This window comes from Marinomonas phaeophyticola (assembly GCF_026966905.1).
Taxonomy (GTDB): domain Bacteria; phylum Pseudomonadota; class Gammaproteobacteria; order Pseudomonadales; family Marinomonadaceae; genus Marinomonas; species Marinomonas phaeophyticola.
This window is the reverse complement of the sequence record NZ_JAPUBN010000015.1, coordinates 243,762-259,263: the sequence shown is the minus strand read 5'-3', so window position 1 is coordinate 259,263 and position 15,502 is coordinate 243,762. Positions and strand designations below refer to the sequence as shown.

General features: G+C 41.3%; 12 protein-coding genes. 2 read left to right on the top strand and 10 right to left on the bottom strand.

The features are described from left to right. Positions 1-3: 3 nt before the first annotated feature. From O1D97_RS10295 to O1D97_RS10265, 7 genes are all read right to left on the bottom strand, one after another. Complete coding sequence (locus O1D97_RS10295; RefSeq protein WP_269125318.1) at positions 4-1,062, bottom strand: LacI family DNA-binding transcriptional regulator; 1,059 nt, start codon at positions 1,060-1,062, stop codon at positions 4-6. A 21-nt stretch (positions 1,063-1,083) separates the two neighbouring features. Then, positions 1,084-2,700, bottom strand: coding sequence for an alpha-glucosidase (locus O1D97_RS10290; protein ID WP_269125316.1), 1,617 nt, complete (start codon positions 2,698-2,700; stop codon positions 1,084-1,086). Positions 2,701-2,719: 19 nt separating this feature from the next. After that, positions 2,720-3,817: an ABC transporter ATP-binding protein gene (locus tag O1D97_RS10285; protein ID WP_269125314.1), complete on the bottom strand. Its 1,098-nt coding sequence runs from the start codon at positions 3,815-3,817 to the stop codon at positions 2,720-2,722. 111 nt (positions 3,818-3,928) lie between these two features. After that, positions 3,929-5,071, bottom strand: a complete 1,143-nt coding sequence (locus O1D97_RS10280) for a carbohydrate ABC transporter permease (RefSeq protein WP_269125312.1) — start codon at positions 5,069-5,071, stop codon at positions 3,929-3,931. A 2-nt stretch (positions 5,072-5,073) separates the two neighbouring features. Next, positions 5,074-6,084: a carbohydrate ABC transporter permease gene (locus O1D97_RS10275; protein ID WP_269125310.1), complete on the bottom strand. Its 1,011-nt coding sequence runs from the start codon at positions 6,082-6,084 to the stop codon at positions 5,074-5,076. Between the two features lie 163 nt (positions 6,085-6,247). After that, positions 6,248-7,615, bottom strand: a complete 1,368-nt coding sequence (locus O1D97_RS10270) for an ABC transporter substrate-binding protein (protein WP_269125308.1) — start codon at positions 7,613-7,615, stop codon at positions 6,248-6,250. A 400-nt stretch (positions 7,616-8,015) separates the two neighbouring features. Beyond that, entirely contained in the window at positions 8,016-9,041 is a 1,026-nt protein-coding gene (locus tag O1D97_RS10265; RefSeq protein WP_269125306.1) for a carbohydrate kinase family protein, read from the bottom strand. A 161-nt stretch (positions 9,042-9,202) separates the two neighbouring features. Between O1D97_RS10265 and O1D97_RS10260 the strand changes: the two genes are divergently transcribed. Continuing rightward, a complete protein-coding gene (locus tag O1D97_RS10260) occupies positions 9,203-9,952 on the top strand; it encodes a response regulator (protein ID WP_269125304.1) in 750 nt (249 codons plus the stop codon). A gap of 62 nt (positions 9,953-10,014) precedes the next feature. Further along, positions 10,015-11,403 carry an ATP-binding protein gene (locus O1D97_RS10255; RefSeq protein WP_269125302.1) on the top strand — a complete coding sequence of 463 codons (1,389 nt, stop codon included), beginning with the start codon at positions 10,015-10,017 and terminating at the stop codon, positions 11,401-11,403. An 80-nt stretch (positions 11,404-11,483) separates the two neighbouring features. Here O1D97_RS10255 and O1D97_RS10250 read toward each other — a convergent pair whose 3' ends face one another. The 3 genes from O1D97_RS10250 to O1D97_RS10240 all read right to left on the bottom strand — a co-directional run bounded on the left by O1D97_RS10250 (position 11,484) and on the right by O1D97_RS10240 (position 15,496). Further along, positions 11,484-13,376: a methyl-accepting chemotaxis protein gene (locus tag O1D97_RS10250; RefSeq protein ID WP_269125300.1), complete on the bottom strand. Its 1,893-nt coding sequence runs from the start codon at positions 13,374-13,376 to the stop codon at positions 11,484-11,486. Between the two features lie 343 nt (positions 13,377-13,719). Next, complete coding sequence (locus O1D97_RS10245) at positions 13,720-14,577, bottom strand: D-amino acid aminotransferase (RefSeq protein WP_269125298.1); 858 nt, start codon at positions 14,575-14,577, stop codon at positions 13,720-13,722. Positions 14,578-14,635: 58 nt separating this feature from the next. After that, positions 14,636-15,496, bottom strand: coding sequence for a DUF4392 domain-containing protein (locus O1D97_RS10240; RefSeq protein WP_269125296.1), 861 nt, complete (start codon positions 15,494-15,496; stop codon positions 14,636-14,638). Positions 15,497-15,502: the final 6 nt, after the last annotated feature.

Here is a 15,502-nt window from a genome sequence, read left to right as displayed (position 1 = left end):
TATCTACTCTGGACAGCTCTCACGAACCACCAATTCTGTTTCTAAAACCACGTCCTTGGCTTCTCGTAAACCAAGGAAAAGCTCGGCCGCTATACGTCCTTTTTCTTCGCTTTGTTGGTGAATAGTCGTAATAGAAGGGTGTAAATTCGCCCCCTCAGGAATACCATCAAACCCAACAACTTGTAAGTCTTCAGGAACTCGAAGCCCCATTTGTAAGGCAACCTGTATCGCAGCAATGGCAATACGATCACTCATACAGAGCAATAACTGCGGACGATCCATTATTGTTAACGCTTCGCGGGCCGCTTGATAGGCTTGCTTATGAGAGTTGGTGGGGATATTCCAAACGTTTTCTGAACTTACACCATAACCATTTTCATTTAAAGCATCTAAATACCCATTCAATCGCTGCACAGAAATAGAAGCGGCTTCTTCTAAGAGTTCATCACTTTGCATACGACAAACACGATTGGTACTGAGGAGGCTTAATCCTAAAATGGCAATTTTATCCGGCTTATGTCGCAAAGCATGAATAACAATCGCTTTTGCCCCCTGATAATTTCCTATATTGACCGATGTACAACCAGAGATAAAGCCATCAACGGTAATAACGTGTTTATTCGGCATTAACCAAGGAGCGTTATGACATTGCTGAGGTTTGTGACCATAGACAATAAAACCGTCTACCATAGACGCTTGCATTCTATGTTGAGCATCCTGCTCTAAAGGATTCGACGATAACAGCAACATATTGTATTCATGTGCATCCAATACATCCGCCATCCCCTTGAGAAACTGATTCGCCACAGGATCACTTAAGCTATAACTAAGACGGTCAGATAAGACAACGCCCACAATGCCTGTTCGTCCTGTACGCAAACTGCGCGCCGCCGCATTAGGTCCAAAATACCCCATGTTTTCACATTCAGATAATATTCTATCCCTCAGGTTGGCAGACAGTTGATCCGGTCGATTAAACGCATTAGAAATGGTGGCCGTAGAGACGTTTAAGTTATCGGCCACATCTTTTAGTGTCAATTTTCGAGGTGTCTTAAACGTCATATATCAATACCTTCAAACTAATTAATCTATACGTGCATAAAAGGCCTGATATGCTGGCAACATCAGTTTTTGACCTTCTACCTCACAGATAAAGCCATGTCCTTCCAAGACTGTCACATTATGCGGTAAGTCGGCCGTTTGTTGCGACCCTGTCATATTAATCACTACCAACATACGATTATGATTAAGCGTTCTTATATAGGCAATCAAATCATCATTCCCGAGGTCAATCTGTGTCAACTCACCTTGAATAAGCTCAGGTTGTCGCTGCCGCCATTGTAGTAATTGACGTACTTTATGAAGTAATGAATCAGGGTTAGACTCTTGTTGCGTCACGCTAAGGGCTAGATGACGTTTATCCACTGGTAACCATGGCTCAACGTCAGAAAAACCTCCATTAAGGCTGTTATCCCAAACCATTGGCGTCCGGCAGCCATCGCGTCCTTTAAACACTGGCCATAAAGGAATTCCATAAGGATCTTGAATACGCTCAAATGGCACATCAGCCTCTGGCAAACCCAGCTCTTCCCCTTGATACAAGCATACACTTCCACGTAAAGAGGTAATTAGCGCCATCGCTACCAATGGATAAGCAATCGGATCTTCATTCTCTCCCCATCGAGTAATGGCCCTCACCACATCATGGTTGGATAGCGCCCAGCAAGGCCAACCATCACCAACAATATCTTGCATGTTTTGTAATACAGATCGAATGTAGGAGGGTGAATGCGGTGTATTCAATAAATCAAACGTATACGCCATGTGCAGTTTATCACCGCCAGATGTGTATTCAGCCATTCTTTCGAGGGGAAAATCATCACCAATTTCACCTACTGTTGTTGTACCTGGATATTCATCCATTAACGCTCTTAACTCTTTTAGAAAGAGTAAGTTTTCTGGACGACTTAAGTCATACACGTGACGTTGATAAGTATAAGGATTATCGTGAGGCGCCCCCATGGTTTTCGGTTCACCTGGTGGCACAGGTGGGTTATCTTCCAAACCTTGACTATGATAGAAAAAATTAACGGTATCTAAGCGGAATCCATCAACACCTAACTCTAGCCAGAAGCGCATGTTATCAAGCTGTAAATGACGGACTTCATCATTATGAAAATTCACATCCGGTTGACTCGTCAGAAAATTATGTAGGTAATATTGCAAGCGACGGCTGTCCCATTGCCATGCACTGCCTCCAAAAATGGAGAGCCAATTATTCGGAGGTGAACCGTCCGGTTTCGGATCGCTCCAAACAAACCAGTCCGCCTTAGGATTGGTTTTATTTTGACGACTTTCTTCAAACCAAGGGTGTTGATCCGATGTATGGCTTAATACTTGATCAATCATGACTTTTAAACCCAAATCATGAGCCGTCGTAATCAAACGTTTAAAATCTTCTAATGTGCCAAATAAGGGATCTATATCACGATAATTAGAAACATCATAGCCAAAGTCTTTCATTGGTGAGGTAAAAATTGGAGACAACCAAATTGCATCCACGCCTAAAGAAGCCACATAATCTAGTTTAGAGGTAATACCCGCTAAATCCCCGACACCATCGCCATTTTGATCCATAAAGCTTCGCGGGTAAATTTGGTAGATAATACCGCCTTTCCACCAATTTAAATTACTCGTCATACTCCATACTCTCCAATCATCAAACTCGATTTCGATAGGTTAGTCCTATCGTGTTAAATAGATGCATTTTTTCAGGTTTTGTCATCAGTTTAATAGAGGCGCCACGCTTATATTGAGGCGTGCCTGACAACTTACAAATTACCATGTCTTCACAGCCAAACGCTTTGATATACAAAAGGGTTGCTTCACCTAATGCTTCAATAAAGGCAACCTCCCCTTCAACTAAATACTCGCCTTCAGTGACAACAAATAAATCCTCAGGACGCACACCAAAGCTAACAGCGGCTTGCTCATCATTTTTAGGGGTCGCTACCGGAACCCAAACCGCTTGCTGAGAATGAATCTGAATATTGGTGCCCTCGCCCGCTTGCATTAGGGTAGCAGGTAAAATGTTCATCGCTGGCGCCCCAATAAATTTTGCAACAAACACATTTCGTGGGTTTTCATATAATTCTAACGGTGCACCTACTTGTTCAATATTACCCGCTGACAATAAAACAATTCGATCTGCTAAGGTCATTGCCTCTACCTGATCATGGGTCACATAAATCATTGTAGACTCAGGCATACTTTCTTTTAAATTGGCAATTTCCATTCGCGTCGCCACTCGCAATGCAGCATCTAAATTTGATAAGGGTTCATCAAACAAAAACACTTTAGGTTTACGAACAATCGCTCGGCCAATGGCTACCCGTTGCCGCTGACCACCAGAAAGGGCTTTTGGTAAACGATCTAGATACTCGGTCAATTGCAACATATCTGCGGCCTTCCTGACTTGTGTATCTATATCTTCTTTACTGAGCTTGGCAATTTGTAGACTAAAGGCCATGTTATCGTAAACGCTCATATGTGGGTAAAGGGCGTAACTTTGGAAGACCATTGCAATGCCTCTCATCGCCGGAGGTATATCGTTTACTAGCTGTCCATCAATTTCTAAAGTACCATCGGTAATACTCTCTAACCCTGAAATCATTCTTAACAATGTGGACTTACCGCACCCAGAAGGACCCACAAATACAATAAACTCACCTTGCTTGATATCTAAATTAATATCTCGCATGACTTCTACTTGATTGTTATATACTTTTTTTACATTCGTTAACTTAACATCAGCCATCTTCTTGCCTCTAAAACTTACTTAGCTCATAGGTTCTTAATAGGACCACAGTGCCGTTATTTGTTTTTACTCTGTCTTACTGTTTAGGTGGTCGTTTTATTCACTTTGAATTTATTTCACTGACCCAGTTAACAGCCCCCTTACTAAGAAACGCTGTAAGCCAAAGAACACACATAAAGGAACAATAATTGTAATAAATGCAGAGGCGGTTAAGATCTCCCAGTTACCACCACGGGAACCAAGTAATTCACGTAAACGTCCAGTTAACACTAACTCGTCGGGATTATTTCCCAAAAAGACCATCGCAATGAGTAGATCATTCCAAACCCATAAGAATTGAAAAATGGCAAAAGACGCTAATGCAGGAAAGGATAACGGCAACACAATTTTACGGAAAATATCAAAATCCGTTGCGCCATCCACCCGCGCAGACTCAATAATTTCTCTAGGGAGTCCAGCAATATAATTACGTAAGAGATAAATCGCCAACGGTAGACCAAAGCCCATATGTGCCAACCAAACCCCTAGGTAGCCTTTCGAACCTACACCAAAGATATCACCAATAAAATTATAACTTCTTAACAACGGAATCAAAGACATTTGCAGAGGCACAACTAATAGGCCAACTACCGCGGCAATAAACAGCGCTTTTCCAGGAAACTGCATCCAAGCCAAAGCATAAGCCGCAAAAGCCGCCACTAAAATGGGAATAATAGTTGCTGGAATCGTCACCGTCAGCGAATTCAAAAAGGATTTACCTAACCCTTCAGAACCTAGGACTTCTCTGTAATTATCTAAAGTAAACCTAGGGGGAATTTCAGCCGTGTAGAAAATTCGCTTACCCCTACTGCTAAAGGCTTTAGGAGAGGTCATTTTATAATCACCGTTAGCCAATACGGTTAAGGTGAGTTCACGTTTAAGCTCGGCTACTTTTCCAGATTCAAATTCACTTGGCCTTAAAGAACTATCGCCAAAACGAGTCACGATTCCCTGTTTATTATCTTCAAAGACATTCCCAGTTAACACATATAAACCGTCTTCTTGCAGCGGTTTTTTCGGCACAGTAACGCGAGTAACCATTCTTTGTTCGGATGTCGATAACGCCGTCCACCAGCCTGAAACCGACAGTTGATCCTTATCCCGAATGGAAGATATAAATAATCCTGCCGTAGGTATCGTCCATATCACCACTAAAAATAAAACCGTAGCATGAACCAACCAGGTTAAAGGCGAGCGTTTTGATGATTGAACCATGATTAACGGCCCTCCATTTCAGCATTTGCACGGCGAATGTTCCAAACCATAATCGGAACCACTAGCACCATAATGACGATAGCGACGACAGCCCCACGACCAAAATCACCACCACCACGGAACATCCAATCAAACATTTCGTTCGCTAACACCTGAGTTCCCCACTGACCATTGGTCATGGCTAAAACAATATCAAACACCTTTAAAACTAGAATGGTGATTGTCGTCCATACCACAGCGATTGTCCCCCAAATTTGAGGAACCATTATTTTATAAAAAATTTGAAAACCGTTTGCACCATCAAGCACTGCTGCTTCCACGGTTTCATCAGGAATGCCTCTCAATGCCGCTGATAGAATCACCATAGCAAACCCGGTTTGAATCCAGACCAAAATGACCATGAGAAAGAAGTTATTCCAAAATGGCAGAGTTATCCAAGGTTGAGGGTCACCACCAAAGAAAACCACAACCGCATTTAACAAGCCTATTTGCGGGTCATCTCCACTTCTAAAGTCATAAATAAACTTCCAAATAACAGACGCGCCTATAAACGAAATGGCCATAGGCATGAATATCAAACTTTTTGCTATATTGCCCCACCAAATCCGGTCAGTCATAACCGCGATAATTAACCCAAAAAACGTCGCCGCCGTTGGCACTACTATCAACCACAACATATTATTTTTGAAAGCTTGATAAAACTCATCACTATTAAATAACCACGCATAGTTCGATAAGCCGACAAATACCTCACCAGAACGGCCAAAAAATGACAATCTAAAAGATTCAACTACCGGGTAAACTAAATAAAACCCCAATGCTAAAAAAGCGGGGCCTAAAAATAGCCAAGGTCGAATATAACCGGCAATACGCAAATTACGAGCCACTACATCGTAGGGCTTATTTTTTGAAGGTAACAATTTATCTAAAAGGAAGTTTGAGCCATAGAAATAACAGGCACAGCCTAAAACTCCGACAATAACGATTACCAATGCTGACGCTAATTGCCCCATGAATGCTCCTGTTTGGAATGTGCTATCAAATAATCAGATAGCGTCAAATGAAATAAGGCTCATGATCGTCCTTGATCACTTTGCCGAGAGTTACTAAGCAAACCTTTACCGTTAACTCACTCATATAAAAGCATCAGAATCAGTGTTCCGATGCTGTTTTCTCTTACTTAATAGCATCCCATGATTTTTGGATGCCTTTAGCGACTTCAAGTGACTCTTTACCACTGGTGTAATCCACCATGCCAGTCCAAAAAGCCCCTGCACCAATTTTACCTGGCATTAAGTCTGATGCATCAAAGCGGAATGTCGTTGCATCACGTAAGATTCCACCTTGTTTTTTCGCAACCTCTGAAGAGTAAAGATCAGGATTGGCTTTTAAATGGGCGGAAATAAAACCGGTTTGAGCCATCCATAATTCATGAGCAATAGGCGATCTCATAAAATCAATAAATGCACGTGAGCCTTTTGAGTCATTCGTAATACTAACTAAGGTACCGGCCCCTAAGACGGGATTGCCTAAATCTTTTGCTTCATAAGATGGAAAGTAGAAAAAGTCAGCATCAACACCAAGCTCGGTTCCTTCAGGGAAGAACGCAGGAATAAAGGACGCTTGACGATGCATATAACACTTAGCAGGAGAGGCAAATAACCCTTTAGGACTATCACGGAAATCTGTCGATGAAACCGAAGCAGCGCCACCATCAACAAACGTATCATTACGAGCAAACCAACCAAATTCATCAATCGCGTTGACCACTCTTGGATCATCAAATGGAATGTCATTTTTAACCCATTGATCGTATACTTCAGGTGATTGTGTGCGAAGCATTAAGTCTTCAACCCAATCCGTTGCAGGCCAGCCAGTCGCAGCACCGGAGCCCAAACCAATACACCAAGGTGTTCCACCATCACTCACAATCTGTTGAGTCAATGTTTTCAATTCTTCCATTGTTTCTGGAATATCATATCCGGCATCATCAAAATTATCAGGTGAATACCACACCAACGACTTCAAATCGGCACGGTAAAATACTCCATAGAAATCGTCTTTGCCTTGTGCATCCTTGAAAGTGGCAAGATCAACCCATGATTGACCTGCGGCATAATCATTCACCACACCTTGCTTAACAGCACTATCTAATGGCGTAACCAATCCTTTAGCGGCTAGATCAGCGGCCAATCCAGGTTGTGGAAATATCGATACATTAGGCGCACTGCCTGCTTGTGTATCAATAACGATCTGTTGCTCAAAGGAATCTGAACCGGCGTATTCAACATCGGCTCCAGTGGCTGCTTCGAAGTACGCAATGACATGATCAAAATGCTCCTTCTCTGAACCAAGCCAAGGTCCAAACACAGAGACTTTTTCACCTTTTAAATCCATTGATTTTAATGACTCATAGCTCGACCAGCTAAACCTATCATCTTCACCAGGGGGAAAAATAAGATCCTCAGCTTGCGCACTGGATACAGAAAAAGCACTTGTCGTAATAGCGAAAACAATTGCGCTTGAAAGAATTGATTTATTCATTGCCACTCCTTTTCGGAACCCTAAATAATTCAGAGATTCCTTATTTTTATTATTAATAAGTTTATGAGCTCGTCTTAATGCTTTCTTTAAGGATTAAGACGTTTATAAAATTATTGTCAAAGAGGGCTATTTTTTCAACATAGGACTGTTCTTAATATTCACTTAATTTTGAATACTTTTTAACCAGAAATAAGAGGGCGGAAGAAGAAGCAAAGATAAGAAGCAAAAAAGCAGATTAAATAAGAATAAAATCAATATCTTATATTTTTTAAAAGAATACAGACAAATACCCGTGAGAACGCATAACGTATTTATTATTCGTAACAGAGGAAATAAAGCCATTCCAAAAAAAGAAAAGCACTACTTAAACGTTTAAATAGTGCTTTTCGATAATCTTAAATTAAGAAAACGAGCGTAGCATGGCATCCGCTTCAATTTTTGATGGTAAAGAAGGATAGGCGCCCAATTTCGTTACTGCGATTGCACCACAGGCAACGGCAAAAGAAACGGCTTTCTGTAATTCCTCTTTCGTCATTAAAGCAACGCTTGTTTCTCCTGCTATTTCAGATAAACAGAAAAGTAAGCCTCCAACAAAAGCATCCCCTGCCGCCGTAGTATCCTGTACTGAGACTTTAGGGGTGATCACTTCACCGGTAGTGCCATTTTTATGGAAATACCGAACCGCATTAGCACCATCTGTTAACACAAATAAGCTCACACCTTTTTCAAGAGATGAATGAATTAATGCCATTGGATCAGTGGACAGTTCCTCTAGTTCCTCCATACTGGCTTTAACAACATCCGCCATTTGGAACCAGTCAATCACACGTTCAATATCAACACCGGATTCGGGCCATAAGTTTGTACGCAGGTTAACATCTGCACTGACAATCCAGCCTGCCATTTTTGCTAATCGCACACCAACAGTCGTTGCTTGGCTAATCGATTCATCTGTTAATGTGTTAGAACAGGTATGAAATACCCCTTTTGAGGTATAGAACCATTCGGACAGAAAGTCTTCCGGACGAAACAACATATCCGCAGATGGGTTCCGATAAAACTCAAAGCTGCGCTCGCCTGTTTCATCCAAACTCACAAAGGCTAACGCCGTCTTCGCGGCACTGGTCATCAAGAGTGCATTCGTATTTACACCGTATTCGTTTAAAGAATCCTTTAAAAAATGCCCAAATGAATCATTTCCTACTTGCCCAACAAAATGACTGTTTCCCCCCAGCTTAGCCACAGCAACCGCTACATTTGCGGGCGCTCCACCTGGGTATTTAGCAAAAGTTTGCACGTCATCAACACCTGTATTTTGAGCTAGGAAATCAATTAAAGCCTCACCAAAAGACATCACTTTTGCGAGTGACTTCTCCTCATTGTTATCATTATCTAAAAAAGGCGTGGATGATTTTATGTCGGACATAGTTATACTTCCTAAAGGTTCAAATATGCAGAGTATGACGCTAGCAAAAGATTAAATCAATCTAATGTATTTAAGGTTTTTTTCTATACTTCTTCTCAATTAGGTATAGTAGCGTTAATAAAAAAACGCCATTTGCATAAAATCAATAAAAGAGAATGAGAATGACAAAAGCACGACGCATTTTTGTAGTGGATGATGACGATGAAATTCGTTCTTTATTAAAAGCGTATTTAGAGAAGCATCAATTCTACGTTGAGACGGCTGAAACGGGTGAAATTTTTCTTGAGATTTTTAATCAAAATCCGTGCTTTGATTTAGTCATTCTGGATATTATGCTACCAGGTGAAGACGGGTTTTCTATTTGTCGCCAACTAAGAACAAAGTCTCATGTACCGGTCATCATGCTGACGGCAAATTCAGATGAAATGGATAGAATTATCGGCTTAGAGATTGGAGCTGATGATTATTTAGCGAAACCATTCAACCCTCGTGAATTATTAGCTCGCATGAAAGCCATCTTACGTCGAATGGAGCACATTGAACCATCGCCTTCTGAAACCGCTAAGGCCCACACGATATTGACGTTTGCTAATTTCTCCTTGAACACTGTCTCACGAGAACTTACGGATCCCTCAGGAAATACCGATTCCCTCACTGGCGCAGACTACAATCTTTTAACCTTATTTCTGCAACACCCTGGCAAAGTTCTGTCACGGGATCAAATCGCCGAAACCACAAGGGGGCGAGACAGTGCTCCCTTGGATCGGTTTATCGATGTCCACATTAGCCGCTTAAGACAAAGATTAGGAGAAGACGCACGCCATCCACAGCTTATTAAAACAGTGAGAGGTGAAGGTTACATCTTAACAGCGGATGTCAGTAAATCCATATTGACTCCCGATTCATTATGATCACGGTTTGGCCAAGGCTTCGTAAGCTATTCCAATCACTCTCTGGACAAATGTTGATAGTAATGACCTTTGGAGTAGCGCTTGCTCAATTTATCAGCTCCAGTATTTGGTTAAAACAGCTAGAAGCCGATGCAGAACAAAATGTTAGAGAAGTCTCTCAGCCTATGTCTTTTCGTGTGGCCGCCACCATTAGCTACTTTTCTTCCTTACCTAAAAGCTATCGCCATATAGTGATTGATCAATTACAAGATATGGGAGGGACACGGTTTTTTGTTACGGTAAATAAAGAAGAAATTATTATTAATGACCTCCCCGACTCACAATTAAAGGATATTGTGATTGAAGAGTTTCGTCATACATTATCAAAACAACTCGGTATCACTAACCCTAAAATTGCCTTTTCAAATCCAGATGATCTACATGTCATCAGTAACAGCATAAAGCTTGTCGATTTGCCTGAGCGCTGGGGACACCACAGCCTCTTAGTAAAGCCATTAGCCCCTCCGATCCTTGTCATTCAGATTCCAATCAACAGTGATGAATGGCTCTATTTGGCCACATTAATGCCAGACCCATACTTTCTTGAGGGCGCATCCCCGATTTCCTCTGAAAGGTTATTTTCTCTAGCCGCCTCCATTATTACAGTGTTAATTCTGAGTTTACTCGTCATCCGCCGTGTCACTCGCCCACTCGCCACACTGGCAAAAGCAGCGGAGCAATTTGGTCAAGGAGATTGGAGACCTCTCAAAGAGATAGGCAGTACAGAAGTGCGTAATACAGCGCATGCCTTCAATGATATGCAAACCCGATTACAGCGATATTTAAACGATAGAGAGCGCCTGTTTGCCTCTATCTCTCACGATTTAAAAACACCGATTACTCGACTGAGATTACGTGCCGAGATGCTGGATGAAGATAATGTAAGAGAAGCAATGATTCGCGACTTAGAAGATCTCGATATGTTAGTGAAAGGCGCTCTGCAAAGTGTGAAAGAAACAGATATTCATGAAAACCGTGTCGAAGTAAACATTCAAAATATGTTATTAGATATGCAATCCAGCGCTCAATTAGCTCATAAGCGTATTATCATTCACGGTGAATTAAAAACACCCTACATAGGTAAACCCTTTGCGATTAAACGCTGCTTAGGTAATCTCATTGATAATGCTATGTACTATGGAACTTCCGCGACGGTTTATATCGACGATAATGAAGAAAGGTTATGTGTTCGTATCCAAGATGAAGGCCCCGGAATACCAAAAGATAAGCTCGACAAAGTATTTCAGCCCTATACAAGACTTACTTCAGACCATTCAGGACATCCAAGCGGCATGGGACTAGGGCTGAGCATTGCGCGTAACATAGCTCGAGCCCACGGAGGAGAAGTGACCTTGAGGAACCTCGATAGCGAGAAAGGACTGGAAGCGGTTGTAAAATTGCCTAGACATTAGCCGTCACGATGAATAAGTAAAAAAAAGCCCAATGATATTGGGCTTCAAATAATAAGAAGAGCTGTGATTGATAGATTTACCTACACTTTGAAACGAGCAACCAATGTTTCTAAATCAACTGAAAGAGTTCGTAACGATTTGCTATTTTCAGTCAGTCCATTGGCGGTAATAACGCTGTGATTCACTGAATCTTGAATACTTGTTATATTTTGGCCAACATCTCCCATCGCTAATAATTGCTGCTCTGTAGTCGCAGCAACTTGTTGATTAAGTGCATTCATTTTATCTACCTGAGAAGAAATCGTATTAAGTGCAAGCGCCACACTCTTAACGGATTCAGCGCCTTCGCTCGCTTTTTCCTGTCCGGCTTGAGATGCAGATAATGCTTTTCGAGATTCAGACTGCAGCTTATCAATCATTACTTGAATTTCATCTGTTGATTGAGCGGTTCGCTTCGCCAAGTTACGAACTTCATCCGCAACAACAGCAAAGCCGCGGCCTTGTTCACCAGCTCGAGCTGACTCAATAGCCGCATTCAATGCTAATAAGTTTGTTTGCTCAGAAATACTACGAATCACCTCTAGAATACTCCCAATCTGCTCCGAGTTTTTCGCTAAGTCGGCCACCGTGGAAGCAATACGTTCACTCTCTGATGATAAGTTTTCAATAATGATTTTGGCAGAGTCAGCCACTTTAAGGCCCTCATTCACTTCTCTATTGACATCCTGAGCAGATGTAGCAGCCTCGGCTGCATTTTCAGAAACCTCTCTAACTGACATTTCCATTTCATGGACCGCTGATACCACCATTGAAGTGCGATCACTTTGTAACCGCGCATCTTTGAGTATTGTTTCTGCTGAGTTAGACATTTGCTCTGATGCTTGGTTAAGCTGGCTGCTGGTTTGTAGCACTTGCTTAACCATATTATGAATCACAATCACGAATTTATTAAATCCATTACCGATATCAGCCAGTTCCACTGGACCATCCGCACTTAAACGATGACTTAAATCTCCGTTACCTTCACCAATTTCTTTTAAATTATCTGCGACGACACCTAACTGCCTCACTAAAGTCGCACCGATAAATGATGCCGCTACAGCCGCTACTATGCTTAATATGATACCTAGGATAAGTAATGTATGTCCCATATCCGAAACACTACCAAAAACCGCTTCATTAGGTATTTCAGCGACTAATATCCACCCCATAGCAGGTATAAATTGACTTGCTAAAACAGAGCTTCCCGTCATTTGAATGTTTACGCCTTCTTTTACTAAGAGGGCTTGACCTACTTGTGCTCCATATAAATCCGTGAGATTACTTTTTTCCAATAATTCACCATTACGATGAACCTTAACAACCCCCTCTTGTGATACAAGATAAACAAAGCCACCATCACCAATATTAAAACTGTTTAAATAGTTCGTCATTTGAGTTAGCTTCATACCAAAGCCAGCTAAACCTTGACCATTCAAATTTTGATAATTTACAAACAAACTGACTTCGCCTGTAGATTTACTACGATAAACGCTAACATTTTTACTTTTAGACGAGGAAGTAAAATCAAAAAACCAGCTGTCCGTTTCTTTTGCCATGACTCGTAAAAAACCGTCTTGGTTCCAATATTTTCCAGACTTCCTGTCCGCCCATGAAGCAACATCTAAACCTAAACGTTCTCGTAAGCTACTTAACAAGGCCACTAAAGACGTCTCTCCATCTTTAGTAAAGCCTTTTTTAGCCCAGTCTAAAATCATCGGATTATTCGCTAAAATTTCAGCATTAATAGAAAGTGTTTCAATCTGATTTTCTACTTCATTTTTTATTTGCGCTATTTGAGCTGGCAACTCAGTCTTGGTTGTACGTTCTAACATCACAGATCGAGCTTGAAAGAAACTTAACAGCCCCATTGCTATTGTTGTCGTTAACACGGCAATCACAAAAGCATAAATTAAACGAACTTTTACCGACATGAGTCATTTCCTCTTATCCACTATGACGCCCTATTTTAGACCGCCCTATAATTATCAACCAATCGGTCAATGTCATAAAATCTTATCAAGAAAAGAAAACAAGACAATCACATTGCTAATGGCTTAGAAACTGTACTCTTAAATTAGCAAGAGAACTATCCTCAAGTCACTAATCAGAGTGTCATTATCCTATTATAGTAAAAGATACTCAGATGACAGGAGTTATATTTTGTAGGGTTTTGTAGACAGGTTGTTGAATATTGACGGAGTCTAGATGAGTAATAGCAACATGATAGATACTGTTCACTATGCTATTACCCAAAACAGAGAATTGTTTTATCTTTTAATAGTCAAACTTAAATTGAGTATAAAGTTTAAACGCGGCTTCCCAAACGCCACCTACCTTTCCATTACCGACTGGTTTCCCATCAATAACAGTGACTGGAGCTAACTCTTTGCTGGAGCTGGTCACCCAAATTTCATCCGCATTAAAGACTTCTTCCATTGAGATATTACGCACTTCAAATGGAATCGAGCCGTCTTTTTCTAAAATATCAAGAATGAGCTTACGAGTAATCCCCGGTAAAATTTGATTATCTTGAATAGGCGTTAGCACAACACCATCTTTAACGATAAAGGCATTAGAAGAGCTTGCTTCAGTTAAGAAATTATCTTCATTGTATAAAAGAATCTCATCATTACCGCTCGCATAGCCTTCTTGGAAATGCATTACATTACCAAGTAACGCAGTAGACTTAATTTGACAACGCTTCCAGCGCATGTCTTGAGTAGTCGCAACAGAGAAGCCTTTTGCTGTACTTGCATCCGCTTCGACAGCCGGTTTAATCGCCATTACCATCGCAAAGACAGTTGGTTCAACATCTTTAGGATAAGCATGATAGCGTTTAACATCGGCTCCACGACTTACTTGCAAATAGATGCCTAAATTGCCCCCTCCATTAAGTGAAATTAATTCTTGAATTAATGCTTTCCACTCTTCAAGAGACTTATTGCATTGAATGCCAATAGCCGACATGCCATCAAACATACGTTGCATATGTGGCTCTAATCCCACTGTCTTGCCTTCGTAAGAAGGAATCACTTCATAAATACCATCACCAAATAAAAAGCCACGGTCCAATGGGGAAATTTTCGCTTCCTCAATAGGCATAAATGAGCCATTCAAATAAACAGTGTTCATAGTGTTCTCCACATAAAAAATCAATCAATAATAAATAATGGCTTACGCCACAAAGTGCTTATTTTGTCTTATTAGACACATCAAAACCGGTCAATTTACGTAACTCCAATATCACCTCATCACCAACTGAAGAATCCAAGCCATCCTCAGTTAATTGATTAAGACGAGTGACACCATCAACACTACCCAGTTTAGACAAATACTGAAGCGTTACTACCGGCTCAAATTCAGCCAGTAAATCACGGTTCTCTAAATACCCCATTATGGCAATAAGACCGTAGCCTCCCCAATTTGAGACATCCGCAACCAACAATTCATCACATCCTGTTTGAGCAGCAACAATGTCCAAAGACTTCAATGCTTGCGCCACATTCCCCATGCCTATTTCATTACCGCCATCACCAATCGCAATCGTAGGACAGCTTGCTTGCTTCATGAAAGTGTCATAACACGCGGTACGAGCACTGATGTCCTCACCACGCATGTTATAGTAATTACCGTCTTCAGCTTGACCGGGTCTCTCAATAGACAAGACCACACTGGGTTTCAAATCATCTAAAACCGCTTTCGCCTCTTGAGCTTGATACGCATGTTTACCCACTTCAATCTCGACAATTCGGTAATCGTCTCTTAATGCTTTTGACAATGGTGCACCACAGACAATATAGGGTGTTGAGCCAACCGCTTCTAAAGCTTGGTAGAGAGCAATCGCACCTAAAGGGCCATCCGTTTCAAAGGTGTCTGTCACAGGAAACCCCGTGCCAATTAACACAACGCCTTTAGCACTAAATAAGGTTTTGGCTGCCCTTAAGCAGTACCCTGGCTTTAAACTAGGCCGCACACTTGCCATCCCTCGAAGGTTTCTAGCTACCAATGCATTTTCTATGGCAATACTCATCGACTCTAAATTATCTGTCATAGTTTC